This window comes from Paenibacillus sp. SEL3 (genome assembly GCF_054602585.1).
On record NZ_CM137725.1, the window covers coordinates 5,768,949 to 5,795,699 of the forward strand.

Annotated in this window: 29 protein-coding genes and 1 pseudogene; 22 read left to right on the forward strand and 8 right to left on the reverse strand. The window is 41.9% G+C overall.

Translation table 11 applies throughout. From position 1 onward, the window contains the following. Window positions 1–24: 24 nt before the first annotated feature. The 11 genes from ACYCS5_RS26455 to ACYCS5_RS26505 all read left to right on the forward strand — a co-directional run bounded on the left by ACYCS5_RS26455 (window position 25) and on the right by ACYCS5_RS26505 (window position 11,439). On the forward strand, window positions 25–405 hold the full coding sequence (locus tag ACYCS5_RS26455; RefSeq protein WP_069011186.1) for a VOC family protein: 381 nt from the start codon (window positions 25–27) through the stop codon (window positions 403–405). Between the two features lie 352 nt (window positions 406–757). Further along, window positions 758–1,309, forward strand: a complete 552-nt coding sequence (gene yfcE, locus ACYCS5_RS26460; RefSeq protein WP_459760356.1) for a phosphodiesterase — start codon at window positions 758–760, stop codon at window positions 1,307–1,309. Between the two features lie 118 nt (window positions 1,310–1,427). After that, window positions 1,428–2,459: an agmatine deiminase family protein gene (locus ACYCS5_RS26465; RefSeq protein WP_342435097.1), complete on the forward strand. Its 1,032-nt coding sequence runs from the start codon at window positions 1,428–1,430 to the stop codon at window positions 2,457–2,459. A 29-nt stretch (window positions 2,460–2,488) separates the two neighbouring features. After that, the gene (aguB, locus tag ACYCS5_RS26470; protein ID WP_029515101.1) at window positions 2,489–3,364 is read left to right on the forward strand and encodes an N-carbamoylputrescine amidase; all 876 of its coding nucleotides are present in this window, start codon (window positions 2,489–2,491) and stop codon (window positions 3,362–3,364) included. Between the two features lie 141 nt (window positions 3,365–3,505). Next, complete coding sequence (locus ACYCS5_RS26475) at window positions 3,506–4,036, forward strand: hypothetical protein (RefSeq protein ID WP_029515099.1); 531 nt, start codon at window positions 3,506–3,508, stop codon at window positions 4,034–4,036. A 288-nt stretch (window positions 4,037–4,324) separates the two neighbouring features. Then, a complete protein-coding gene (locus ACYCS5_RS26480) occupies window positions 4,325–6,346 on the forward strand; it encodes an NAD(P)/FAD-dependent oxidoreductase (RefSeq protein WP_029515097.1) in 2,022 nt (673 codons plus the stop codon). Between the two features lie 196 nt (window positions 6,347–6,542). After that, window positions 6,543–7,463 (forward strand): aminoglycoside phosphotransferase family protein, encoded by a 921-nt coding sequence (locus ACYCS5_RS26485; RefSeq protein WP_029515095.1) that lies wholly within the window; start codon window positions 6,543–6,545, stop codon window positions 7,461–7,463. Window positions 7,464–7,808: 345 nt separating this feature from the next. Next, entirely contained in the window at window positions 7,809–8,258 is a 450-nt protein-coding gene (locus ACYCS5_RS26490) for an Imm63 family immunity protein (protein ID WP_029515094.1), read from the forward strand. A gap of 134 nt (window positions 8,259–8,392) precedes the next feature. Continuing rightward, window positions 8,393–9,376: an ABC transporter substrate-binding protein gene (locus ACYCS5_RS26495; protein WP_029515092.1), complete on the forward strand. Its 984-nt coding sequence runs from the start codon at window positions 8,393–8,395 to the stop codon at window positions 9,374–9,376. A 33-nt stretch (window positions 9,377–9,409) separates the two neighbouring features. Further along, the gene (locus ACYCS5_RS26500; protein WP_165150091.1) at window positions 9,410–10,435 is read left to right on the forward strand and encodes a FecCD family ABC transporter permease; all 1,026 of its coding nucleotides are present in this window, start codon (window positions 9,410–9,412) and stop codon (window positions 10,433–10,435) included. Further along, entirely contained in the window at window positions 10,432–11,439 is a 1,008-nt protein-coding gene (locus tag ACYCS5_RS26505; protein ID WP_459760357.1) for a FecCD family ABC transporter permease, read from the forward strand. The genes ACYCS5_RS26500 and ACYCS5_RS26505 overlap by 4 nt, the downstream gene beginning before the upstream one ends. Window positions 11,440–11,601: 162 nt before the next feature. Here ACYCS5_RS26505 and ACYCS5_RS26510 read toward each other — a convergent pair whose 3' ends face one another. Next, window positions 11,602–12,177, reverse strand: coding sequence for an NAD(P)H oxidoreductase (locus tag ACYCS5_RS26510; protein WP_340932123.1), 576 nt, complete (start codon window positions 12,175–12,177; stop codon window positions 11,602–11,604). 234 nt (window positions 12,178–12,411) lie between these two features. Here ACYCS5_RS26510 and ACYCS5_RS26515 point away from each other — a divergent pair, with 234 nt between their 5' ends. Continuing rightward, window positions 12,412–12,783, forward strand: a complete 372-nt coding sequence (locus ACYCS5_RS26515; RefSeq protein WP_029515086.1) for a winged helix-turn-helix transcriptional regulator — start codon at window positions 12,412–12,414, stop codon at window positions 12,781–12,783. A gap of 91 nt (window positions 12,784–12,874) precedes the next feature. Here ACYCS5_RS26515 and ACYCS5_RS26520 read toward each other — a convergent pair whose 3' ends face one another. Continuing rightward, on the reverse strand, window positions 12,875–13,303 hold the full coding sequence (locus ACYCS5_RS26520; RefSeq protein WP_318628353.1) for a VOC family protein: 429 nt from the start codon (window positions 13,301–13,303) through the stop codon (window positions 12,875–12,877). Between the two features lie 210 nt (window positions 13,304–13,513). Here ACYCS5_RS26520 and ACYCS5_RS26525 point away from each other — a divergent pair, with 210 nt between their 5' ends. Continuing rightward, window positions 13,514–13,711 carry a DUF3934 family protein gene (locus ACYCS5_RS26525; protein WP_029515083.1) on the forward strand — a complete coding sequence of 66 codons (198 nt, stop codon included), beginning with the start codon at window positions 13,514–13,516 and terminating at the stop codon, window positions 13,709–13,711. 115 nt (window positions 13,712–13,826) lie between these two features. Further along, complete coding sequence (locus tag ACYCS5_RS26530; protein WP_459760358.1) at window positions 13,827–14,519, forward strand: pseudouridine synthase; 693 nt, start codon at window positions 13,827–13,829, stop codon at window positions 14,517–14,519. Between the two features lie 72 nt (window positions 14,520–14,591). Here ACYCS5_RS26530 and ACYCS5_RS26535 read toward each other — a convergent pair whose 3' ends face one another. Genes ACYCS5_RS26535 through ACYCS5_RS26550 form a run of 4 tightly spaced genes read right to left on the reverse strand, consistent with a single transcriptional unit; the run spans window position 14,592 to window position 18,574 of the window. Next, a complete protein-coding gene (locus tag ACYCS5_RS26535) occupies window positions 14,592–15,677 on the reverse strand; it encodes a GerAB/ArcD/ProY family transporter (RefSeq protein WP_340932126.1) in 1,086 nt (361 codons plus the stop codon). Between the two features lie 12 nt (window positions 15,678–15,689). Then, complete coding sequence (locus ACYCS5_RS26540) at window positions 15,690–15,917, reverse strand: hypothetical protein (RefSeq protein ID WP_029515077.1); 228 nt, start codon at window positions 15,915–15,917, stop codon at window positions 15,690–15,692. Window positions 15,918–15,923: 6 nt separating this feature from the next. Then, window positions 15,924–17,132 (reverse strand): Ger(x)C family spore germination protein, encoded by a 1,209-nt coding sequence (locus ACYCS5_RS26545; RefSeq protein WP_318628355.1) that lies wholly within the window; start codon window positions 17,130–17,132, stop codon window positions 15,924–15,926. 14 nt (window positions 17,133–17,146) lie between these two features. Then, entirely contained in the window at window positions 17,147–18,574 is a 1,428-nt protein-coding gene (locus ACYCS5_RS26550; RefSeq protein ID WP_459760359.1) for a spore germination protein, read from the reverse strand. A gap of 270 nt (window positions 18,575–18,844) precedes the next feature. Between ACYCS5_RS26550 and ACYCS5_RS26555 the strand changes: the two are divergent. The 3 genes and pseudogenes from ACYCS5_RS26555 to mle form a co-directional block, all read left to right on the forward strand. Continuing rightward, window positions 18,845–18,973, forward strand: a pseudogene (locus ACYCS5_RS26555) (LysE family translocator); the annotation flags it as partial. 163 nt (window positions 18,974–19,136) lie between these two features. Beyond that, window positions 19,137–19,505 (forward strand): hypothetical protein, encoded by a 369-nt coding sequence (locus ACYCS5_RS26560; RefSeq protein ID WP_165150101.1) that lies wholly within the window; start codon window positions 19,137–19,139, stop codon window positions 19,503–19,505. 125 nt (window positions 19,506–19,630) lie between these two features. Next, the gene (gene mle / locus ACYCS5_RS26565; protein ID WP_342426050.1) at window positions 19,631–20,473 is read left to right on the forward strand and encodes an alpha/beta fold macrolide esterase; all 843 of its coding nucleotides are present in this window, start codon (window positions 19,631–19,633) and stop codon (window positions 20,471–20,473) included. A gap of 160 nt (window positions 20,474–20,633) precedes the next feature. Here mle and ACYCS5_RS26570 read toward each other — a convergent pair whose 3' ends face one another. Further along, entirely contained in the window at window positions 20,634–21,236 is a 603-nt protein-coding gene (locus ACYCS5_RS26570) for a TetR/AcrR family transcriptional regulator (protein WP_340957754.1), read from the reverse strand. A gap of 188 nt (window positions 21,237–21,424) precedes the next feature. Here ACYCS5_RS26570 and ACYCS5_RS26575 point away from each other — a divergent pair, with 188 nt between their 5' ends. The 5 genes from ACYCS5_RS26575 (at window position 21,425) to ACYCS5_RS26595 (ending at window position 25,390) form a co-directional block, all read left to right on the forward strand. After that, entirely contained in the window at window positions 21,425–22,630 is a 1,206-nt protein-coding gene (locus ACYCS5_RS26575; RefSeq protein WP_340885291.1) for an MFS transporter, read from the forward strand. A 378-nt stretch (window positions 22,631–23,008) separates the two neighbouring features. Further along, complete coding sequence (locus ACYCS5_RS26580) at window positions 23,009–23,281, forward strand: DUF6809 family protein (RefSeq protein WP_340885293.1); 273 nt, start codon at window positions 23,009–23,011, stop codon at window positions 23,279–23,281. Between the two features lie 210 nt (window positions 23,282–23,491). Next, window positions 23,492–24,724, forward strand: a complete 1,233-nt coding sequence (locus ACYCS5_RS26585; RefSeq protein WP_340885295.1) for a WXG100 family type VII secretion target — start codon at window positions 23,492–23,494, stop codon at window positions 24,722–24,724. Continuing rightward, window positions 24,711–25,031, forward strand: coding sequence for a hypothetical protein (locus ACYCS5_RS26590; RefSeq protein WP_237449070.1), 321 nt, complete (start codon window positions 24,711–24,713; stop codon window positions 25,029–25,031). The genes ACYCS5_RS26585 and ACYCS5_RS26590 overlap by 14 nt, the downstream gene beginning before the upstream one ends. 122 nt (window positions 25,032–25,153) lie before the next feature. After that, a complete protein-coding gene (locus tag ACYCS5_RS26595) occupies window positions 25,154–25,390 on the forward strand; it encodes a hypothetical protein (protein ID WP_340885297.1) in 237 nt (78 codons plus the stop codon). A 578-nt stretch (window positions 25,391–25,968) separates the two neighbouring features. Here ACYCS5_RS26595 and ACYCS5_RS26600 read toward each other — a convergent pair. Beyond that, window positions 25,969–26,202, reverse strand: a complete 234-nt coding sequence (locus tag ACYCS5_RS26600; RefSeq protein WP_459760360.1) for a hypothetical protein — start codon at window positions 26,200–26,202, stop codon at window positions 25,969–25,971. Window positions 26,203–26,751 lie beyond the last annotated feature (549 nt).

Consider the following 26,751-nt stretch of genomic DNA (forward strand, 5'->3'; position numbering starts at 1 on the left):
GAGGGCTACAGAAGGAGGAAAATAATGAAGATTGAGCATGTAGCGATCTGGGTGAGAGACTTAGAAAAGATGAAGAGTTTTTACGAGCAATACTTTGATGGGAAATCTAATGATAAATATTATAATGCGACAAAAGGGTTTGAGTCCTATTTTATCACTTTTGAGGATGGAGCAAGGTTAGAAGTTATGCGCAAAACGGGAGTAGATCATTCTCCACAGATCAATATTACGGGCTGGGCTCATGTGGCATTTTCCGTTGGAAGTAAAGCACTGGTGAATGAAAAGACAGAGCAGCTCATGCTTGCAGGATATGAAGTAGTGGGTCAGCCAAGATTGACAGGTGACGGCTATTATGAAAGCGTAATTAAAGATCCAGAAGGTAATTTAGTGGAAATTTCAATGTGAGTAGCTTTTCAGTTCTGAAGAGTGAGCATGTGGAATCCTACAATGAAGCTTTAAAAGAAATCTGACTTCTGTATCTAAATAAGCGAAGCGAGGATGGATCGGTGGTAATGTGCCTTCTGGTGTGATTGCGGTTGAAAACCCTTGCAAGGTCACCCGTAAAATCACCGAAGATGATAAGTACAAATATAAAAGGAATAACAATAAACTACAGCTCACTCGGAGCTGTAGTTTATTGTCTTAAAAAGAGTATGACCAAACGAAAGAACATTTTTGCACAGATTTGTTTAGGGAATAATGCAATAATGTGCTTAAGTGGAATATTTTCAGCCTATTCAGAAAGGAAAGAATAATTATGAAATTGATGTTTATATCAGATATTCACGGCTCACTGCATTGGTTGCAATTGGCACTGGAAAAGTTCAGGGAGGAGAAAGCCGATCGTCTTGTCCTGCTCGGAGATTATATGTACCACGGACCACGTAATCCGTTACCAGAAGGGTATAATCCGGCAGAAGTCGCCGCACTGCTGAATAAGCACAAGTCCCATATTGCGGTTTCTGTGCGCGGAAATTGCGATGCAGAGGTGGATCAGATGCTGCTGGAGTTTCCTATGATGGGTGATTATGCTTTGCTATACCATGAAGGACGGAGAATCTATGTCACGCACGGACATGGCTTTAGTATCGAAAATTTACCACCACTAGAAGCGGGAGATGTGTTTATCCAGGGACATACTCATATTCCGGTAGCGGATGTGGAAAATGGGATCTTTATACTGAACCCCGGTTCGATCTCGCTGCCAAAAGAAAACTATCCATCCTCTTACGGTGTGTTGGAGGGGGCACAATTCACTGTGAAGGATTTTGATGGGAATACAGTGAAAGCAATCACATTTTCAAAGTAATTTACTCCAATGTGAATGTAAATTATTGAAAGTTTTCCGCTTCGATTGAGACAAAGATCATATTATTGTATGATAGGAGCGGAGTCTACATTATGAAAAAGAAAGAGAGCTTCAATACATGCAAATTAAGGATTCACATTATAAGATGCCGCCTGAATGGGCGCCACATGAACGCACGTATATTTCTTGGCCTGTAAAATCTTCAATGGTTTACCCGGATATGCATGCTGATGTATGCAAGGGCTATGCCGGAATTGTACGCGCCATGGCGGAATTTGAACCAGTTACTGTGGTCGTAAATCCGGAAGATTTGGAGAGCGTTAAGGCGCTTGAACTTGGGGAACGGGTAGAACTGCTGTCGATTGAGCACAGCGATGCGTGGCTGCGTGATAACGGCCCTACTTTTCTCACAGACGAGCATGGTCAGTTGGCAGGTGTTAACTGGAAGTTTAACGCCTGGGGTGGCAAATACGCCCCATGGGACCTGGATGACCAGGTTGCACCGCAAATTTTGGACAAACTTAGAGTTCCACGGTTTGATGCACCGGTTGTGATGGAAGGCGGCTCACTGCACGTAGATGGCGAAGGTACACTGATTACAACCGAAGAGTGTTTGCTCAATTCCAACCGAAATCCGGAATTAAGCAGAGAAGAAATTGAACGGCATGTATGTGAGTATACAGGTGCCGAGAAGATAATATGGCTAAAACGTGGTCTTAGTGGCGACGAAACAGACGGTCATGTGGACAATATTGCTTGTTTTGCAGCTCCTGGCAAGGTCATTATGCAAGTGTGTGATGATCCTGAGGATGAAAATTACGAAATCACGCAGGAAAACCTGCGCATTCTGGAGCAAGCAACGGATGCCAAAGGCCGTAAGCTGGAAGTGATTCGAATCGGTCAGCCGCCGCGTGTGGATTATGAAGACAGCCGATTGACACTGAGTTATATTAACTTCTATTTTGTGAATGGCGGTATTATTTTGCCAGTGTTCGGCGGCACTGCCGCTGAGAGTGATCTTGCAGCTGAGCAAGTGCTGGCAAATGTATTCCCAGATCGCACCATTCGTACTGTAGACGGTATGGCGGTCATCCGTGAAGGCGGTAACGTGCACTGTACGACCCAGCAGATGCCTGCTGTAAAGCGTTGAACGATACAACATCTAAAAGGAGGACTAAAGTGAGAAAAGTAAAAGTTGCAGCAACTCAAATGAGCTGTTCTACCAATATCGAAGAAAATATTAGTAAAGCAGAGAAGTTAGTACGTGAAGCGGCTGCGCAGGGCGCACAAATTATTTTGCTACAGGAGTTGTTCGAGACTCCATATTTCTGCCAGAAGGAAAAGTCTGATTATTATTCATATGCCACTGAGCTGGAGCACAACAAAGCGGTTAACCATTTTAGGAAAATCGCCAAAGAATTACAGGTTGTGCTGCCAATCAGCTTCTATGAAAAGAAAAACTACGCGCGCTACAACAGTCTTGCCGTCATTGACGCAGACGGTGAAGTGTTAGGTAAATACCGCAAAAGCCACATCCCGGACGGTCCTGGGTATGAGGAAAAATTTTATTTTAATCCGGGCGATACCGGTTTTAAAGTATGGAATACACGTTATGCCAAAATTGGGGTAGGCGTGTGCTGGGACCAATGGTATCCTGAGGCGGCCCGCTGTATGGCGCTCATGGGCGCAGAACTTTTGTTCTATCCGACAGCTATTGGCTCGGAACCGCAGGATTCTGCCATTGATTCCAAGGATCACTGGCAGACTTGCATGCTGGGTCATGCGGCTTCCAACCTGATTCCAGTCATAGCTTCCAATCGGATCGGAACTGAAACGGACGAAGACTCCAGTATTACATTCTACGGTTCATCCTTTATTGCCGGACATCAAGGTAACAAGATCGCAGAAGCGGGTCGTACCGATGAAGAAGTGCTTACTGCTGAATTTGACCTGGATGAGCTGGAAGTAGGACGGATTGAATGGGGCATTTTCCGTGACCGTCGTCCTGAACTGTACAATATGATTGCCACCTATGATGGTGATTTAAAAGTATAATCTTGATACGGATAGACAAGTCTCCCTTGACGTCAAGCCGGGGTGTTTCCTTTCATTGGACTCACCCGGCTTTTCGGGCAGGGGATTTTTGGTTTCTGAATGGAGCACTTCTAGTGATGGATAGGAGGAAAGAAAACAGCAATGAGACATAAGGGGATAGACCAATCACTCGCACAGTTCTCAACTTCGACAGAAGAGGATCAAGAGTGGGAATACTCGAATGAAAGAGATATGGCTATTCTGGGCTTGTGGGACGAATACACACTATCTGCTCAGCGTTTATGTGAACGAATGGCTACCGAAACCCACCAATTCAGACCTTCTGAGTTCGACCCGTTCCCAACTCAGTTTGAATGGCTGGAACAGAAAGAAACAGACTTGATTATTGATGGAATATGGTCAGCTGATTTGCATGGTGATCATTGTCTGTTTATGAATATTGGGGAGCATCACCCAGAACGGCATACATCTATTGAGGCTTATATTTACGATACCCAGGTCATCGACGAAGGATTTTTCCTTAAATATCTGAATACCTCTCCTAAAGCCTCAGCCTACGCACCTTTATTCGAAGTAAATGGATATACCACAATGTGTGGACTGCTGGACAGATACGTTAGGGAAGGGATTTTGGTACGTGTACCCAACGGTTTTAAAAGAACAGCTCGGTAGATGGATACCAGAATATAAGCATGATTTTTCCACACCAAAGGGACATTCCTCACAGGATTGTTCCTTTTTTATTTTATTTATAACTCCAGTTAATCTATAGATTGAAACTATGATTTAGTACATAAAATAGCATTAGAATTTATGGATTAGATGATATAAAATCAAGTCATAAGGAATGATCGTACTCAATAACATCTCGATATTCCCAAAAGTGAAATAAATCACATATGAGAATGCTTTAATGGAAGCTTGAACATGAAATTTGTACACTCGCAAGGAGGAAGAACAATGAACCACTATCCTGCTATCTTTGAACCTCTAACCATACGACGCATGACCTTGAAAAATCGGATTGTTATGCCCCCAATGGGAACTAACTTTGCTGCCATGGACGGAAGCTTTGTTCAGGATCATATTGACTATTACGTGCAACGGGCCAAAGGTGGTACCGGCTTGATAACAGTAGAAAATGTTTGTCTGGATTTCCCAATGGGTACAAACGGAACAACCCAGCTGCGTATGGATAACGATCAGTTTATTCCCGGACTGTTTAGATTAACAGAAGCCCTACACTCTTATGGAGCTTGTGTTTCTGTACAAATTAACCATGCGGGTGCTTCAGCTTATGCGGGACGACTGAACGGAATTCAGCCTGTATCTTCTTCCAATATTCCTTCTAAAAAGGGCGGAGCGATTCCAAGACCTTTGCAAAAAGAAGAAATTTACGCCATTGTGCGCAAATACGGAGAAGCAGCGGGAAGAGCGCAACGAGCAGGATTTGACTGTGTTGAAATTCATGCGGGACACTCCTACTTGCTGAGTCAGTTTCTTTCGCCGATGTATAATAAACGCACGGATGAATTTGGCGGCAGTGCAGAAAACCGTACCCGTTTTGCCAGATTAGTCATTGATGAAATTCGTTCAGTGGTAGGCCCATTCTTCCCTATTTGCTTACGTTTTAGCGCGGAAGAGTTCACAGAAGGTGGGAACACACTGGAAGATACACTCGAGTTATTGGAGTATCTTAATGATGAGGTAGATATTTTGAATGTTTCTGCTGCTCTGAATGATTCCATCCAGTTCCAGATTGACGGGATGAACCTGCCAGATGGTTGGCGCTCATATATGGCCAAAGCGGTAAAAGAAAAATTCGGGAAGGTAACGATGACCTCAGGTAATATTCGGAGCCCACAGGCTGCGCAGGATATTTTGGTGAGAGGTGACGCGGATCTTCTGGCAATGGGTAGAGGCTTGATTGCAGAACCGAACTGGGTGCTTAAAGTGCAAAACGGCTACGAACATTTGCTTAGAAAATGTATCTCTTGCAACATTGGTTGTGCCGATCATCGTATCTCCAAAAGTAAACCGATTTGCTGTACGGTAAATCCGGATCTGTTCAAGGAAGCTGAATACCGGAAACAACGTGTTAAAAACAATGTTCAGGTTGTTGTGATCGGTGGGGGTACCGCTGGGATGGAAGCAGCATGTACGGCAGCCGAAGTAGGCTGCAAAGTAACCCTCTTTGAGGAGAAACCAGAGTTGGGCGGTTTGGCCCGTGATATTGCCCGCTTGCCAGACAAAACACGCATCAATGATTTCCCTGATTATCTGATTCAACGCACCAAACAGTTAACCAATCTGAACATTGTAACAGGGAGCCGAGCCGATTTGGCGATGATTAGTGCCCTGAATCCTGATATTATTGTCAATGCGACGGGGGCCATACCACTTCTTCCGCCTATTGCAGGTTTGCATGAGCAACTGGGCAAACCGGGGACAAAAGTGTTCTCCATCTTTGATCTTTTGCACAACATGGAGAAATTCCAGGAGTTTGAAGGTAAACGCATTGCTGTAGTTGGTGGCGGGGCTGTGGGACTGGATGTCGTCGAATATTACGCAGAGCGTGGAGCACAAGAGGTTTCCATTATTGAGATGATGCCGCTACTCGGTAAAGATCTGGATATGATTACCCGAATCTCCATGATGAAAATGGTAGAGGAGCGGGAAGTGAACGTCCATACGGAAACAGCTTTGACAGAAGTGTGTAGCGACCGTTTCAAAGTAAAGCATGGAGAACAGGAGTTTGAGATTCCTTTTGATCTTGGATTCGTATGCTTGGGTATGCGTTCATACAGTCCGCTGATGGACAGCTTGCTCGAATATGGTAAAAAACATCAAGTAGAAGTTATTAATATTGGGGATAGTAAACAAGCTCGTCGTATTATTGATGGTACACGTGAAGGTCGCAATATTCTCAAAACCATTCAACGGGTAGACGAATTTAAACATGAGTTTTCGTATTCTTACTGATTTTATAATATAAGTGATGGGTGTTCACGATGGCAACTCAGTGAATATTGAGGTTGAAGAGACAGCTTGTCTTTTCAGCCTTTTTTATTTGAGTTTTTTCTGGAAGAAGATTGATTCCTCTGTCATTTCAAAGGTAAACTATGGAAAGCATATAGTAAGTTAGTAAGTAAGGCTATTTTAACGTGGGGGGATGAGCGTGAATCAACTCTTTAGTGAAATACCGGGTGCCAGCAAGTGGAGCAACGTGGAAGAGATTCATAGAGGCTGGTCCAGTGACAAAAAATATTATATTCGAACCACTGATGGTAGAGACTTGCTGCTAAGAATGGCGGATATGGTTCATTATGATAAAAAGAAACGCGAGTTTGAAGCTGTAAAAAAGCTGAATCACGTGGAGAATCTGTTCATGTCCCGGCCGCTTGAATTTGGGTTTTGTAATGAGGGTCAATCTGTATATTCCTTGTTCACCTGGATCGAAGGGAAAGATGCTGAAGAGATGATCCCCACGTTAGCTGCAGCACAACAGTATCAACTTGGAGTTCAAGCGGGAGATGCATTGAAAAAAATGCATGAGATTCATGCAGAGCCAGATCGAGCCCCATGGGCTGAGCATTATAATGGCAAAATCAACAGGTATATTACAAACTATAAGTCATGCGGTATTTTCTTAAAGGGAGCAGATCAAGCCATAAGCTTTATTGAGCAAAACCGTCATCTATTAGAAAATCGTCCTCAAACATTTCAGCATGGGGATTATCATGTGGGCAATATGGTGGTTACCCCATCTGGTGAACTGGGTATCATCGATTTTAATAGAATGGACTATGGTGATCCTTGGGAAGAATTCAATAGAATTACCTGGTGTGCAGCATTAAGTCCTTTATTCGCTTCGGGCCGAATCCACGGTTATTTTAATAACAATGTACCTGATTTATTTTTTAGATTAATGGCTCTGTATATTGCAAGCAATCAGCTTTCATCGATCCACTGGGCCATTCCATTTGGCAAAGAAGAGGTAGACGATATGGTGCAACGAGCTGAAGAGGTATTGGAGGCATATGATGACTTTCAATCCTATATACCGAAATGGTACCTGCCCAGTTACCGCGACTTGTAAATATGAAGACCGCTGCTCCTGGGAGTGACGGTCTATTTTTAGCATTCTATTATCGTCACTTTTAGCTTAACGGTAGAACCTTTGGCAGAAACGGAGGAGGCCTTTACGCTGTTACCTTCACTAATGGATTGACCTGCCACCTGGACAGCAATGGCCTAATCGTGCCTACGTGATCGTTGTATACCAAGGTTGCGTGTTGAAACGTAACGATAAACGTTGATGTTGCTGAAGCTGCGAGCGCGTACGTTCCATTGAACATCAGGGATACCACTACCCATAGAATAGCCGATGCTTTCGTCCATATGACTTGAATTTATTTAGTAGAGAGAGGGAAGGGAAAATCTGATGAAAAAAATATATAGCGAACAAGAACTCATAGATATGACGATTAAACTGCTTGAACAAACTTCAATATATGAAGAGCAGTATGAGCAATATGTAAGACGACCTTTCTGTACGGATTTTTATGATGATCTGAGTCCGTATGTGCAAGTGAGCAAGCGGGGTTATACGCTCCAAATGTATGAAAGAGGCATACAGATGCTGAACAAGCTTACGAAAGAGGAAGAGGATGTGATTTATTGGATCATCGAAGATACAATTCACATCATTGCCCATCTGAATCTGCTTCGCAAATATAAAGTGGATAACATAAATACTCATTTAAAATATACAAAGGAGATCATGAAGGAGCTGACAACTTCAATGAACAAAGCATTTTATGAAATTGGAGGAATCTATCAGGAATGGCATGAAGCGAATAGAAGAGCCACACTGGAGAACCCATTAAAGTAAAACAAAACAAGAAACAGTTGACAATCAGTGAGGTAAAATTTACAATTTTATATTAGTGATAATGATTATCAATATCATTATTATTAATTTTAAGTATGCTTTGCACTTACTATATTTCAAAGGAGATTTACAACATGCATCGTATGATGAACAAGAAGTTTCACATGATTTTATGTGCACTATTCGTAGTGATTTTCGTTATTTCAGGTTGTGGGAATGCTGGCAGCTCCTCTGATTCATCTGCTAAATCCGCGTCGTCCACGAAGGAAGAGGTAAGCAGTGATTCTGATACACGTACAGTCTCTACGGTAAAAGGAGATGTGAAGGTGCCCGCTAATCCTCAACGGGTAGTCGTGAACTGGTATGTTGGCGATGTATTTACACTAGGGATTAAGCCGGCCGCAGTCATGGGGTGGAAACAAGAAACGATGCCTTTTTACGATAAGTTTAACGACGTCCCCAATATTGAAAAGTGGGAAACTGAGGAAATTATGAAGTATGATCCTGATCTCATCATTACATATGATACAAAGGATTATGATAAGCTGTCTAAAATTGCGCCTGTTCTTGTGATACCTGAGGATAAAATGACCTCCCTAGAACGTTTGAAATTTCTTGGTCAGGCCACAGGACATGAAGCAGAAGCGGACAAAGTGATTTCACTGTTTGAAAGCAAGCTGAGTCAGGCCAAAGAAAAACTAAATTCCGACATATTCAAGGACAAAACGTTTAGCATTTTCGAGGACTGGGGCAGTGGCTCCTACGGAATTTATTATGAAACAGGCTCACGCGGAGGAACGTTGCTTTACAATTATCTTGGACTTCACAAACCGGAAAAGCTCAACACATTGGTTAAAAACTCCGGAGAGAATCGTGGTTCTTTATCCTACGAGGTAGCTGCTGAATACTTTGGAGATTATGTCCTTTGGTTTAAGCAGGAAGGCAAGGAATCCGAATATGCGAAGACAAAAATCTGGAGCAGCATTCCAGCCGTTAAAAACGGACATATCATCGAAATTCCAGCGAAATATGCAGGACTGTTCTATTATTCGGACGTTGCTAGTATGACGGGACAGCTAGATTATATGATTAGCAAATTGCTGGAACAGACGAAGTAACGATGCATAATTGACCAACTAAGGGTGTAATCGATGTCTACTCACAAAGAACCAAATAAAAAAGGAATATTTCATTTTATAGGCTGCATGATCGTGGGCGTGTTCCTGCTTCTGGTGGTTACCGCAGCATCCATTACCTTTGGTGCTGCGGAAATGAGCTTGAAGCTGGCGTGGGGGGCTATATTTCAGTTTGATCCCAACATTACGGAACATCAGATTATTCACACCTTGCGGTTTCCACGCACCGTGGCAGATATCATTGTAGGGTGTAGCTTGGCTGTGTGTGGGGCGATTATGCAGGGAACCACTCGTAATCCACTAGCGGATTCGGGACTCATTGGCATAAGCTCAGGCTCGACATTTGCTATTGCGTTATGTATGGCCTTTTTGCCTGGTCGCACCTACGGAGAAACCATGCTGTATTCTTGCCTAGGTGCAGCAATCACTACGGGCATTACGTATTACATCGCATCTATAGGCAAGCGAGGCATGACGCCTCAGCGACTGGTACTGGCAGGAATGTCCATCTCCATGCTTTTTGGTGCATTTAGTACGTTTATCGCTATTAAGTATGAGATTGGCCAAGCCCTTGATTACTGGTCTGCTGGTGGTACAGCCAGTGCCAAGTGGGGTGAATTAGCTTTCATTGCGCCACTGTTTGTAGTGGGTTTGGTCTGTGCCATCGCGCTTTCTCCCTCAATTACGATTTTGAGCTTCGGGGAGGATGTAGCATCAGGCTTGGGTATTCGTGCCAATAGGATTAAGTTGTTTTCAACCCTAATTGTATTAATTCTGACGGGGTTATCGGTTATTGTCGTCGGTCCTGTTGGCTTCGTGGGTTTGATCGTGCCACACATTATGCGCCATCTGGTCGGAACGGATTATCGGTATATTATCCCGGCCTCAGCTTTGTATGGAGCAGTCTTTCTGTTGGGGGCGGATTTACTTGGACGACTGATCAATCGCCCTCATGAAACACCCCTTGGCATTATTTTTGCCTTGGTGGGCGTACCCTATTTTCTCTACCTTGTGCGCAAGCAAAGGAGGGAGTTTAGTTGAAGCTGTCCCGCAATAGCAGGGGTATTAGCATTATTTTACTGTTAGTAGTGCTGACGCTGTTAGTGGCTATACTCAGTATGAACGTTGGGAAAATGAACCTTTCTCCACTCGAAGTTTTCAAGGTCATCATGGGCGAAGGAACGAGCAAACAGAACCTGATCGTGTTTGACTTTCGACTGCCACGTATTGTGCTTTCTATATTGGTAGGTATTGGCATGGGGATATCAGGCTGTATCATGCAAAGCTTGCTCAAAAACGACATGGCCAGTCCGGGGACACTCGGCATCAGCTCAGGCTCGGGGCTATTTGTACTTATGTATATTACGTTGTTCGCTAGTGAAGGATTGCTATCGCCGATTCTTCTTCCAGGGTTAGCTTTTGCAGGCGGCCTCACGGCAGCTTTCTTGATTTTTATGTTTGCTTTCAGGCGGGGAAGAGACATCTCGCCTACAGGTCTAATTTTAACCGGTGTCGCTATGGGGAGTGGCTACAGCGCATTATCTCTGATGTTGACACTCCGGCTAGACAAGCAACAGTATGACTTTGCTCTGAGATGGCAGGCTGGAGACCTGTGGGGGGACGACTGGAGCTATATTATGGTGCTGCTCCCGTGGGTGTTTATCATCTGTTTTTACGTTTTTTACAGGTCTAACACACTCAATACGTTGAATTTGGGGAATCAGACAGCAGCGGGCCTCGGTGTAGCAATTAAAAGGGAGTTTATCGGCTTGACGATTGCTGCCGTTGCGCTCGCTTCTGGTAGCGTGGCACTTGGAGGGAATTTCTTTTTTGTAGGCATGGTCAGTCCCCATCTAGCGCGCAAGCTAGTAGGGCCCAATCATAAGCTATTGCTACCTACGACAGCATTAGTTGGTGCACTCGTCATTTTGATTGCTGACACACTTACTCGGACGATCAGCTTTGGTGCAGATATTCCAACCGGAATTATTATCACCATACTGGTTACCCCTTATTTCCTTTACTTGCTGTCGAAAGCTAGTTAAATGCAGAATAATGAAAAGACGCTAACCCATGTCCATGCAAAATATGGCTGGGTTAACGTCTTTTTTCGCGTTACTACTTAGGTCTCCTTGCGGAAAGATAATTCTTTCTCGCATTCTGTTAGGATTTCCGGCCTTCGTGTCGGAGGGGATTGTAAATAAAGCCTAATCCTTGCCATAATTCAAACCAAAGTGATAAGCTTGGTCCAGCAGCATTACAAAATGACCGGAATTTGAACTCAGGGTCTCATCTAAGAATTCAACCTTGGAATTGGAAACTCCGCAATAATCTGCAATTCCCACATTCAGCAAATGAGTAATCATTTCATCATAGTTACGCTTTTTCAACTGTTCTTTCGAAACGCCGGCCAAGCCAAGCCACAAGATATGCTGATGATGCAGGTGATTCGAACCGTACGCAAACCCATTGTTCCATACACGGTCAATATAACCCTTCAGCATAGCTGGCAAATTCCACCACCAAAGTGGAAAAATAAATGCCAATGCATCATGCTCCTTCATCCGCCTTATTTCCATTTCTACTTCAGGGGAAAAGGACTGTTCTTCAACTGTCAAATCCGGTTCATCTACTCCTTTTAAAATAGGATCAAAACCAATCCCATGCAAATCTAATATCTCATAATCGTGGCCTGCATCGGCAAGACCCTGTACGAAACGATCAGCAACCTTAAAGGTCAAGGAATCTTTTCTCGGGTGTGAAACAACGGTTAATACTTTCATGCTTCTTCACTACCTTTCTCAATAGCTTACTTCTAGGAATGCTCAATGCTTGATGCTATTATATACAGTAGAAAAATAATCTGGAAGTACGCACTTCTAAGTTCTATAGGATGATACAGGTGCCATAGGAACATGGAAGTGCCCTAGATAGATTCCCTAGAAACTGATCTGAGTAATGAATTGAAGTGATGGGTTGTTCTGAGCAAACGAAGCCTTCTAAAGGAGGATTAAGAAATGACTGAACAGACAAAAAATAGGGTTCAAAAGAAGTATCAAGTTGGAGTGGAAGCCGCTTTAGAGGTGATGGGAGGGAAATGGAAGCCTTTAATTATCTACCATCTGATGACAGGACGGAAACGAACGTCTGAGTTTCGTCGGTTAATACCCGGCATTACACAAAAAATGCTGACCACTCAGCTCAGAGGCCTAGAAAAGGATGAGATCGTTACACGAAAGGTTTATAATGAAATCCCTCCTAAAGTAGAGTATGAGTTAACGGACTACGGCTGGGGATTAAAACCCGCGCTAGACCATTTATGCTACTGGGGAGAGGATCACCTGGATAAGATTCATGGAGACAAATTCAAGGTTTTGGAAGAATTCTAAGGCTGCTGTATAGAGTAACTTTAAGCTGATATTAAGCCCTCACAAAGTATTAGCTTGCGAGGGCTTCACTATCGCAGGGTAATATAACAGACTAACTGTCGGTCATTCCGTTGTCATAGCTCAATTGCCACTCAATTCCATACTTATCTTTAAGGCTACCGTAACATTTGCTCCAGAATGTTTCTTGAAGTTCCATGTTTACGGTTCCTCCTTCTTTTAATTTATGAAAGTACGATCGAATTTTCTCTTCGTCCTTATTGACGATGGCGAGGCTGATGTTGTTTCCGGCTACGAATGGCATACCAGGAAAAACGTCTGAAAACATGACATTACTACCATCAATTTGAAGCCGCGTGTGCATGACCAGATTTTTGGCTTCTTCTGGTAGAGGATAATCGGGATTGGGCGGTGCTTCACCGAACGTCATAATTTGTGGTTTCTCAGTCCCAAATGCCTCTGCGTAAAACTCCGCTGCTTCACGACAGTTTCCATTAAAGTTAAGATAAACATCAACAGACATGTGTTTCACTCCTTTAAGGATCATTATTTTTCCATACTATATGGCCTTATTTCATTATTAACCTGCAAACTAACAAAAATACAGTAAGATCCGTTTTGCGAAAGTATTTGCGGCTTAACATGTTCAATTTTTAAAACAAATGGGCATTATATTCAAAGTAATGGTATGATAGCTTAGTTAAATCTGAACGACTAGTAATGGAGTGATCATATGGGTGGAAAAAGCAAGGGCGGCGGGACCGGCAGAGGCACAGGTAGTAAGGGATGGACACGCTGGAACAAAACTGCGAAGCCAGTAAGGACAAAAAGCGCTTCTACAAGCGCACCGGGAAGCAAAGCGGCAGGTGGCACAAAAGGCGGCACTGCCAAACCAACAAGGAATAAAAACGGCGGTAACAGTAGCAAATAAGCCGGGAAAGTATAAGTTGTCGTAAACGGCGAACATCTGATTAAGCAAGAACAATCAGGTGTTTTTTTAATTATTTTATTTAAACTCACATATTATAATCAGAAGCAGGTGAATCGTGAGAATTAACAAGTACATCAGTGAGACAGGATTCTGCTCACGTCGGGAAACCAACAGACTGATTGCAGCAGGACGAATTACGATTAATGGCATTGTCTGTGAAGCGGGCGCGGAAGTAGAGCCACAGGATATCGTGCTGATTGATGGGGAAGTTATTCCGTATAATTCCAGTGAACCTGTATATTTGGCTCTGAATAAGCCTATAGGCATTGTTTGTACCGCAGCAGAACAGGTTGCTGGTAATATTATTAGTTATGTTAACTACCCTTCGCGGATTTTTGCCATTGGCAGGCTGGACAAAGCGTCAGAGGGACTCATTCTATTAACCAACGATGGAAGCATTGTCAATCAAATGATGCGTTCCGAGCATGGTCATGAAAAGGAATATGTAGTAACTGTAGACAAACCTGTTACAAACGAGTCTACGCAGGCTATGTCTTGTGGCGTTGAAATATTGAACGTTATTACCAAACCGTGCAAGGTTGATCGTACAAGCGAATACGAGTTCCGCATTATTTTGACGCAGGGTCTGAACTTGCAAATTCGCAGAATGTGTAAGGCCTTGGGGTACAGGGTGCTCAAGTTGGAACGTGTTCGAATTATGAATATTAGCTTAGATCATCTGGAGCGTGGGCAATGGAGACATCTTGAGAGGGAGGAACTGGAGTTGCTTCTTGCTAAATTGCAATAATGAGTAAGTACAACAAAAGTTTATTTGAAGGACAGTATGTTCATACGGCCAACGCAACTTTAGTGATACTTTTTACGAAATTTTAGCGAGCCGCCTCTTACCCACCAGCCATAGCACAATAGGAAACACGATACCGAAAATCATGGCGTAAAAAGGCCATACTGAAAAAAACTTGATTAAAAATTGCATATTTGGCCAAATAGAGTGAACCATTGCCAATGCGATTAGGATCAGAGGAACTAAGAGAGAGTTAGCGCTTCGAAGACGAAAAGCATCTGCAAGCCCTTGCGCTGAAACATATAAAAGTAGTGCGAGTCGAAAAAATATGGTGACAAACCAGAACACTGCAACAACAATTTCAAACCGTTGAAGAAACTCGCCGTTACTGATTGTTCGGCTAATAAAATAAGTGGGAAATGTCAAATTAGATACAACACCTTCACTCATCACGGCGATTATTTGTAGAACCATGAAAAAATACATGCCGCCGCTAATCAATGCAGAGGTAATCACTGTCTTTCTCCACTTTTTTGGATCGGGGATGTACTGTGCAAAAAAAAGATACAGAATTGCTTCAAGGTAGGGAAAGGCAAACAAATTGAACGAAGCGAGAACGATAGGGTTCAAACCATACTCGAAAATAGGGAGCACATTATCTATGTTGGTATCAGGAAGGAGGGTAATCCTGACCAAAAGATACAGAGCAAGAAGGAAAAAAAATAGGATTTCCGCACAACGGCCAATTACAGCAGGGCCTGATCGAACGGCGAAATAAATGACTATTAGCATGATGAAATATATCGCTTCGGAGGGAGTTTCCGGCATAATAGCTATCGTGATAAAGTCGCCCAGATTTCGAAGTGTCATAATGAACACAAGAAAGGGAAAGAAAAAAATGAAAACGATGCTGATCGCCCCGCCCAAGGGACCGAAGAGGCAACGGAGATGCTCTACAAAAGATTTCCCCTGTATTTGCCTAGCGATGGACGCATATAAAGGTATCAATAACAGATGAAAACCTAAGGAGACTGGAATGGAGAGCCAGGCATCTTGTTTAGCGACAGCGGTAATTGCCGCTGGGAGTACCAGATATGCGCTTCCTATTTGATATAATGCAAACCACATAATAGCTTGTCGAACGGTCAGGTTGGAATTCATCCCAATGCCTCCTTAAGATAATATTTCAGTAAGTAACCGGCTTATCGGTTGAAATAGGATTTGGATGCCCGTCAGTGGAGTCGGCAGTTTAATATTGGCGATCCGTAGGATAATCAATATAACGCCTATAATCAACAATATCGAGCTGAATACAATTTCACGCACATATTGTTTCGCCTTAAATTTTTTAAACTCATACAACGATGTTAAAATGGAAGTTACGAGAATCACATAAAGCATATGCATTCACTCCTGATTGTGTATTCCCATATCAATTGGACTGGTAATGTCTCCGAACCGGACTAAACGATAGTTGAGCTGAATATCCACTTTAAGCGTTTGAAATTTTTGTGGCCAATCCTCTTTCCATCTATGCCATTCACGTGGGAACTTGCGGTGAAAAGCTTCTCCAAACCCGAATATATCGGAACCGATTTGTTGTGCGTGCGAAATGCCTTTCTTCAAAGACTGTTGCAGATGCTCTTTAGCTGATTCTTGAAGATCTCTAAATGTCTCTTCATTCTTAGGGTTGGCATTGCACGAGATCGTTCCGATATTGGATTCTGTATCCACAATAAGAGAAATGTGCGGCTCATGGTCTATTATTTCTGGACGCATCTTTACTTTGGAACGGATTACTTCAACAACAAATTTCCCTTTGGAATTCGGACAATCGATGGAAGCTACGGTGCTGGAAACACGGTTGGATATATATGTAAAGGCTTTACTTTGTGAATCATCCATCCAATTGATAAGTCGGTCGCCCTTGAAAACACCAACTCCAGTAAAAAAATATTTAACATGTTGGGGCGACTTTGTCACATTATCAATAGTTAGACCTTTTTCTACGTTTGTCAGTCGAATACCGGTGAGAACCGGTTCAATGCCATCCTCTGTAAATTTCTCTAAAATATCTTTCACATTGACCGCGGAAGTTGGAGCCCATGCTTTTTCAGAAAGCCTTAATGCCTTATACATATCCATTGCAGGCAAGATCTCGGTTGGAGCTACAAAAGTAACGGCCTCCTTTGCCGAGTTTCCTCTGACAACGGCCAAATAGAAATCAGGTCGAACTTCATGATCACGGAACAGAAAGTCCAGCGGCTCCTTGATTCCTTTTTTTGCCGTTTTCTCATCAAAAATGACAAACTTTAAGTGAGACATATACATTTTTCGGGACGATTCCGTTGTTAATTTTCGAATAGCTTCAAATATGGTATCGGCGCGCTTGGAAAAAACGATCGTTGGCGTCCGTTCCATGGGGGAATTCTGCGACATTTTCGATGGGTCAACCACTTGTAAACTGACTTCATATTGGTCATCAACGGCATCAATGCCCAGAGCCATCACGACGGAAATTGCACTCAATTCCTTACTGTTCCAGCAACCCGTAAGAAACACCATTAGCCAGATGCACATAAACAGTAATAAAATGGTGGATCGATACGAGTTCATGATGGTTTACTCCTTTAGTTTTTATGATGTTTTTTAGTTCTATATGGAAAACGCAATATGGCGTCCCTCTGCTCCGACGATTTGTAATTGGCAAAGGGGCTCAAATACGGTACACCGAATGAATGAAGCCCATTCAGATGTACAAAGAGCATGAGAATACCAACAGTCAATCCGTACACACCAAACATAGCGGCTATGCCTATGAAAGCGAAACGTAATATCCGGATTGGAATAGCAAAAGTGTACGAGGGAATGACAAAGCTCGAAATGGCAGTTATTGCAACAACAATGACCATAACAGCCGAAACGATGTTTGCTTCTACAGCTGCTTGGCCGATCACTATTGACCCGACAATAGAAACGGCTTGACCGACCGTCCGTGGCATACGAAGACCTGCCTCCCTCAGAATTTCAAAAACCACTTCCATGATCATCGCCTCAATAAATGCTGGAAACGGTACTCCTTCACGTTGCGCGGATAAGCTTAATAACAAAACGGTTGGAATCATATCCTGATGGAATGTCGTTAATGCGACATAAATGGCCGGAGCCAACATACAGATTGCCAGGCAAATGTACCTTAATATTCGAATGATACTACTGTAAACAAAGGATTGATAATAGTCTTCTGCGGATTGAAGGAAATCTGCAAACACCGCAGGTGCAAGGATGGCGAAGGGAGATCCATCCACAAATATCGCTATTTTCCCCTCCATAATTCCTGCTGCAATAGAGTCTGGGCGATCAGAATTATAAAAGAGCGGAAATATCGTGAATTGTTTATCTTCATGGAGACATTCTTCCAAATATTCGCTTTCAAGCACGCCTTCCACATGCATGTTCTTTAACTTGGATATCATGTCCTGCACCTTTTTTGGGTCAGCGATCCCATGTAAATACATGACCGATATATCGGTCTTAGTTTTTTTGCCAACTTTTAGGGTAGTTAGACGTACTCTTGTATCCTTCACCCTTCGACGAACCATAGTCGTATTCGTACGTAAAGTTTCTGTAAACGCTTCTTGCGGACCTCTGACCACTGGCTGTGTCTTCGAGTCCGAAATGCTGCGTTCTTCCCATCCAGGCAAAGAAATGATCAATCCTTCATCCATATCGTTCAGGAGTAGGAGAAGACCACCGGAGAGGATCTGTTCCAAGGCATCTTCAAAGTTTTGAGTAAAGTTTGCTTCACCAATGTCCAAAATTGCGTTTTTCAATAACGGTAAAGTGATCTCGTCAGAGGAGACACGATCATGCAACGGACGGATCACGTTATCCTGTACCTTTTGCATGTCAGTCATGCCGTCCAAATAAAAAAGAGCAGCGTGTTTATGGCCAGTCGTGATCTCACGAACAACAAAATCCGAACTGTTTCCCATGAAGTCACAAATGAGATCAATATTCTGGCATAATTGTCTTGAAAATTTGGTATGTAACTTCATTTTCACCCTCCTCAGATACGTAGTATTAACAATAATCCAAAATAATACCACAATAATCCATAATTGCGTTGTTGTCGGTAAGGTCAATGACATCTTCAACGGTGGAGGATAAAGGCTATTCTCTTTCTTTGAAGGCTTGGTATGATGAGGAAAAGCAAAAATGATGGGAGAACGTGACTACGAAGGATACAATACCTGCAATAACATACTATATGCTATTTATCTTAAGATGTAATATTTCATGAGAATACGCTAAAAGGAGTTTTCCTTATGAATATTACATCAGTTTTAATTTATTGTTTTATTGCTACCTTCACACCAGGCCCTACCAATATCGTCATATTATCCACAGTGCATCATTTTGGAGCAAAAAAGGCAATGAAATATACGTTTGGAGCATTTGAGTATATGTCACATCTAAAGTGAGGAGGAGGGAGTATGTTTAAATAGGCTACAGATGACTATCCTTTTTTGGAATAGTTTACTTGTGTAGTATAATACTTTTGAAGGATATTCTTTTCTATCAATTCATTTAAACATCCAAATAGAGAGGTATTTGATCATGCTATTCATTACAAAAAAAACGATCAATAAGCTAGCAGAACCTTATAGAGAATCTGACATGCTTATCTGCTATTCAACTCCACAAAGCTTTTCGGCATATACAAGTCGAGCCATATTACTCTTAAATAATGATAGGATTATTATCCTTTTCCTCAATCTATTTTCCACAAAAGTAGTACAAAAAGTTGAATATGAAGTTGCTGATTTACAAGAACAAAAATATCATTCTGGACACCTGTCTTCTGCAATATGGTCATTTAAAATCAAAGGCCAGCATTGTAGGTTTAGGATAATCAAAAAAATTCTTACTCTTGGCTCTATGCAAAGAGATTTTCTGAATTTCTTGCAACAAAATAATTTAAACTAGCGACCGAGTAGATCGGTAATTTCTGTCTGCCTAAGGCGGGGCACCGTAAGTACTTTATGGGGATAAGTGATGAAGGTAATATTCGGTGTTTTTTTGTTATATATCATTGAGGGGAGGAATTCTACATGAACGAACAACTCATAAAAAGCGATGGAATAGAAATCTGTAGTGAGAGTTTCGGCGAGCAAGTTAACCCGGCAATATTACTGATTATGGGGGCTCAATCCTCATTGGTCTGGTGGGAGCAAGAATTTTGTCAGCGTTTAGCTGAGACAGGTCGCTTTGTCATTCGCTATGATAACCGAGATGTTGGACGTTCTACAACCTATGGACCTGGTCAACCGGACTATACCTTCGAAGACATGGCAGATGATGCGATTCGAGTATTAGATGCTTATAAGATTGAGCAAGCGCATATCGTAGGGATGTCTATGGGCGGTATGCTGACTCAGTTGATAGCTCTACGACATCCAGACAGAGTATTAACCGTGACTCTTTTAGCAACGTCAAATTTTGCTTCCGATCTTCCACCGATGGAGAAAAAGGTTATGGACTATTTCTCGAATATGGGAGCAATAGATTGGTCGAACGAACAATCGGTGGTCGATTTTGTGGTGGGTAGATCAAGAATTTTAGTCGGTTCAAAGCATCCTTTCAATGAGAAAAAGGTTTATCAATTAGCAAAAGAAGAATGGAAAAGAAGCAACAATATGGCCAGTATGAATAATCACGCTATGCTGTCAGGCGGAGAATCCTATTTGGCTAGAACAGGGGAAATAAACGTTCCTACACTGGTTATACACGGTACTGAAGATTCGATTATCCCTTATGAACACGGAATAAATCTTGCTAACGCAATTCCGCGTGCGGTTTTACTGACATTGGAAGGTGCCGGGCATGAGCTTCACTATGACGACTGGGATTTAATAATCGATTCTATCTCAAAACACACTTCGATACTCAATTAGGTCAGCTGATGTGTAGGATAGCTGAATAAAGCCGTTTACGAGAGAAGCAATCTTCCTGAATAAAAAGGCAATCTCCTTTTTTAAGGGGATTGCCTTTTGCTATTTGTATGCCCTTATTTTCATGAAGACTGGGCAAGTCTCAAGTCTCAAGTCTCAAGTCTCAGGCACAAGTATCCCAAAGCTCCATCAATTTAGTTATGGCTGTATCAATGTTGTCTAGGGACACACCATCTCTGGCTTCCGTAGATATACCTTCCAGAAAGGTAACGAATAGTGTGGTTAACATGCTAACATTTGTGGATTCTTGAAGTTCTCCATTCTTGGTAGCTCGCTCAATACGAGCATAGAACTTGTTCCTAGTCACTGCTCTTTGCCTGATCAATAGTTCTCGAATATGAGTGTTTTCTGGGGAACATGTATTTGCAGAGAATATGACTAAACAACCCAAGGGATGGGTCTGCTCAGTCTGCATGATTGCTGAACTTCTTAAGGCTAATTCAATAGCTGTGCGCGATGAAAGTGAATAGTTTGTAAGGCTTGTCGATACTTGTCCGTATGTAGCCAAATACCGGTCCAGCGCTTCTTTGAATAATGCGTCTTTTGATTCAAAAGCTGCATAAAAGCTGGCTGAGGAGATGCCGCCCATCGCCTTTTTGAGTTGAGCCAAAGAGGTTGATTCAAATCCATGCTCCCAAAACAACATCATAGCTTGGGAGATCGCTTCGTCGCGACAGAATTTACGTGGTCTTCCGGTTCTAACCATGGAGTCGCCTCCTTATATCTTGTACTTATATACTAATCGATCCAAAAGTAATTGACAAGACAGAGAGGTATCTTTAAAATGTGGATTGATCGATCCATAAGTAAAATAAAAGGAGAGCAAATCATTGGCATATATGCTTGATTTTTCGCTTGAACTTGTTTTGAAATCGATTTTAAGGAGCTGCGCTAATGTCCAGCAATAACTCTTCTACTACTGTAAAGATTGCTTCTTCCGCCTCCTCTGAGCGCTTTCCCTGGCTTGGTCTGCTTGCTTTGGCTATGACAGGATTCATCTGTATTATGACGGAAACGATTCCGGCTGGTTTGCTTCCGCAAATAAGCAAGGGACTTTATATTTCAGAGGCAATGGCGGGTCAACTGGTCACTGTCTATGCCATCGGTTCCCTAGTGGCTGCCATCCCTGTAGCTATAGTTACCCGCCAATGGCGGAGGCGTCCGCTGTTACTTCTGGCTATTTGCGGGTTCCTGGTTTTTAACAGTGTCACCGCGATTTCTTCCAGCTACATACTGACGCTGGCTGCCCGTCTACTGGCAGGAGTTTCGGCTGGAGTTCTATGGGGGATGATCGGCGGTTACGCTCTCCGCATGGTATCTGCTACATTGAAGGGGAGGGGGATGGCCGTTGCCATGGTTGGAACGCCGATCGCCTTGGCTATTGGTGTCCCAGCGGGGACGTTTCTGGGGAACCTTATGGGTTGGCGTTCTGTTTTTGGAATTATGTCACTACTGACAGTTATACTGATTGTGTGGGTGCTTTGGAAGGTGCCGGACTATCCGGGACAGTCCTCCGATAAGCAAACTTCGATCTATGCAGTCTTCCTTACACCGGGGATTCGGCCCATACTATTAGTTGTTCTGACCTGGATGACAGCCCATAATATTCTCTATACTTATATTGCTCCATTCCTTGCCTCCAATGGGATGGGTGAGAGAGTGGGTCTGGCGCTGGCTTTCTTTGGCATTGCTGCTCTCGTAGGTATATGGATAACTGGCGTATTCATCGACCGTTGGCTGCGTAAGCTTGTTTTGATTAGTCTTATTTCCTTCGTCTTAATTTCTATTGCCATGAGCTTTAGCAACTCCAATGTCCTTATGATCTATATCATTGTTACGGTATGGGGTTTAACTTTCGGTGGCGCAGCAACGCTGTTGCAAACGGCGCTTGCTCAGGCTGCAGGGGAGAGCAAAGTGGATATGGTTATGCCGATTAACACGACCGTATGGAATCTGGCTATCGCTGGCGGTGGGATGGCTGGGGGTATTTTACTTGAAACTTTTGGTGCGGGATCATTTTCATGGGCGTTATTCATACTCTTATTCCTTGCGCTTCTCGTGGCTTGGGGTGGCAAAAAGTATTCGTTCCCTCCAAACTAACCTAGTAATTAGTGAAGATTTTTTTTAAAATTTTCTTGTTATGACTTCTAACGTTAATGAGTAGAAGATATGAAGTCCAGCTTATTTTCCAAGAAAGGCTGACTTCGTCCAGCACTTGCCCATAGGTAACCGGATCGAATCTGGCGACCATACAGTGTTATCCACTATGTGTCGTGATTCTTTTTCACCGCGTTCACAATCGCTGTAAATCCTCTGGTCACATTTCAGATACTCGGCATTAGTCCTCAATTACTTTAGTGAAATATTCGCTAAAAATCAGTATTGATTTTTTACTGAGATATTCTTGTTTTTGAGGAACAAAATGCACTCTGTGTTCGAACTCAAAACCCTATCTATATCACGAAGGAGAAGATGAATATGAGTATCTTGGAGGATTTATATTACGGAAAATGGTACCCAAGCGAACGAACCAAACCTAAAAACCCTGAGCTTGAACTAGTCCATCAGAAAATATCCGCTTCTATGAAAGCATTAAAAACAAGATTGTCGGAACAAGATTACGAATTAATTGAAGAACTATCTGATTTAAATGATGTACTGATTTCTATATTATCTTCCTCAGATTATATTTCTGGATACAAAGCAGGAGCTCTGACGATGGTTGAAATATTTGATAGAAAAATCATTTAAATTAAGATAGATACTAGTACTTTAAATTTAAAAAAAGTGTATAGTTAAAAGGCTTTTTATTGTGATTAAGAGGCACCAACGTTTAATAAATATAAGTCATAGGTCATAGGGATTAAGTCTTCTAATTCATATAACAATTAGTAATAAAGATGGTTTTCCATAAATTTGAATAATGTTATTATGTCTTAATGAACTCAACCGAGGTAAATTATGACAACAATTAAAGTGACACCTGAACAACTTATAACTGTCTCTAAGAAATTTGAGCTTGCGCAGCAAACGGCGATGCAAATGAATAGTCAGTTATCGCAGCAAATTTCGTTTATGGAACGATTTTGGGAGGGGATAACAAAGGAGCAATTCTATTATAGTTTCCAAACATCTCAGAAGAATATGGCTGACTTTGTTACACTAACAGATTCGATTGCTAGAGAACTACGGCAGCATGCAAATAAATTTAGATTAGCAGATATGATGGAGGATGGGAATCTAGACCCAGGTTGCTTGCCACCTCCACCGAATACTTGCGCAGTTCCTGTTGCAGATACACGAAATGCGCTCCAGAAATCGGCGGATAGCTTAACGGAGCTTGGTCAGGATTTTGTAGCAGCTAATTCAGAACGATATGAGAAAAAATTTGATTCAGTATGGAGCTTCCTAGATTATATGTCGTACGGCATTCCGAAGGGAATGTATCAAGGGTACATGGAACGGGCAGCTAAACAAAACGATTCATGGAATGATATGCTCAATTTCGGTACATTTGGTGTAACGGGCATGATTCAGGGAGCATTTAATCCCACAAATGCATGGTCAAAAGAACACTGGGCTAATATGATCGGTACAGCAGGATTATTTGGAGGAGTTAGTTCAGTAATCAAACCTAAGATTAGTTTGAAATCATCGGTTAAGTATGAGGGCGCAGTGGACTTACGACAAATTTCTTCGGACGGTTTGCGTAATGAATTGCCATTAACAGATGTCCAGAAAACGGAGATTATTCAGTATACTAAATCGTTGGATTTTCCCGAAGATAATATAATAATGAGTAGACCTGGTTTTTATGATGAGTGGAATACAGGTATGATGTACGATAGATTTATTATAAATACAGATGTATTACCAGCAGAGCATACAGGAGTTGGAACCTTAAGTGCTAACTCACGTGTGTCAGCCAAGGCAACGATTGCACATGAAATTGTGGGACACTATGAGGCATATAAGGCAGGGAGAGCATTTGAATTATATGATGTTGCTCCAGATGCATTTAAAAGAAATTTTGCTCTAGATGAAGCCCAAGCTAGTATAAGAGCTGCAAGGTTCGCTCCCGATTTAACATCAATAGAAAGGATGACGCTACTGAGGGATGCCATAACCCGATTAAAAAGTGCTGATTTGCGTATAGGTGATGTTAAGGGAGAACTTTATATTGAAGAACGATAAAGGGGTAACGTTTAAAATGGAAAAAATAATGGATGTTAGTTTAACTTTTGAGTCAAAAGATGAAGGTACAATTATAGTAGGAACAAACAAAGGATTAGACCATTTAACCTACCCAGAAATAAAAAAAATCATAGGTGATAAAATTCTTATTAAAAATGCAAATCAAATTGAGACGGTATTAAGCGTTAGCTCTGTTCAAATTTCAACTTCAATGGCTGAAAGGAAAAATATTGGAATATGCATTGGCAAGTTAGCATCTCCTGATCTTGTTCAAGTTGGGGCGAGTATTTACAGTTTGGAACATTAATTAATATCAGTTTAAAGGTGGAATAAAATGAATATATTTAAAAAATTGAAGAAGGAAAATGTTCAATAGATGAGTTAGAAAATTTGCTAGAAGAAAAGAACCCCATAGTTTTATATCATGCAATGACACATATCGGAAAAGAAGGTATTCGTACAGAGGAAATATTTAAAAAATTAAATGGATTATCTTTAAAAAGGGAACATCAAGATAAGCTGATAGGTCATTATAAAGTAGGAGACTTAGCAATAGCTACTATGATAAAACTTGGAGAAAAAGAAGATGAGATGACTGGGTTTAAGATATTAGACGAATTTGAAAAAAAGATGGTTTTCCGTTTATGTGAAGAAATCGAATGGTAATGCCTCCTGTTCGTCTGAATGCACTTAATTCAAAACTTATTTCACCTCGAACCATGAGGAGAAATAAGTTTTTTTCATATCTAATGGAGGTGGACCAAATGAATAGAATACTTATTCAAGCTGTAGAGCGTTTGTATTCAATTCATTTTGAAAGTTTAGGTGTGTTGTTGAGGTCCAGAAGGCAAAAAGCAAACATCGTAGGTTTAGACAGGTAAAGACAATCGTTATCGATGCTAGTGCGCTTGGACTCCGTAACAATCCGTTTAATATTAAACCCAATTTCATTGAACACCTAAATATCCTTGATCTAAAAATGTTAGTGAAAACAGTTTGGCTTGGATCGTTGAATATGGTTACTGTTACGCATATCCGCGACTAAAAGAAAAGGATCGGGCATTAATGAGAGGGGATAAATGTTATTTATAGATTGAAGTTTGAATTGTAAGATAACTCATGGTTGATGGCTATTCTGGTTAGAACTAGTCGCATAAAATGGCATGAATATAAGCTTCGCAACAGCCTGGAATTATTAGCATACTCCACAAGTTGCAAAGCTGTCGCCCAATTTGAACGGTCTGTTAAAGGACAGAAGCCGACACTTCTTGTTGTCGATCTTGGCATTTCTCCCCGGCAACGATTAGAATCGCATGCTTTGCTCTCCCCGGAAGGATAAAGCCTTGGCGAACCATGCAGGAATGATGCCCAATAGTATCGATCACTTGTTCCAAAGTGGCGTTTATGGTATTATATTCCTGGGTATCGTTTTCCCGACTGTGTAGCCTAAAATTCGCTTCAACGCTTACTAACGACATAATATTCCTTTGTAATTGTGTAAAAGCTTTCAAGTTCAACTCTAAAGTTAAAGTTTTCAATCGGTACGTGTAATGAAAAAGAAGGGAGGGGAATTTGGGAATACGATCGGTAGTTCGTTAATATACAGGGTTGCCTATGAACCAGACACTATATTTGAGCACCTTGAACTTTGGGGATTGACATTTGTGCACAAACAGCTCGAAGAGCACCATCTTGCATGAAGACGACTGTTATGGCTTGCCATCGGTGAATTAAGGCGCTGATATCCAAAAGAATGCCTGGAACCCGTGCAACGCAGTTTGCTGTATGTATCGTAACCAAGGTAATTATAAAAAGCTATTAACTGAAATTTATTGGGCGAAAATAAAAATGATGAACTGGCTAATTCGGCTTGATTCGAGTCTCCACCGTAAAATGAAAGCGATTACAAATTTAGAGGGGAGGCTATAATATCTGCTGAAAATGTTACAAGTCCAAGTTTCGGAGCACCAACCTTCAAATAGGATACAAAATTACTAATTAAATCTATGTATAGGCAATTTGTAAAC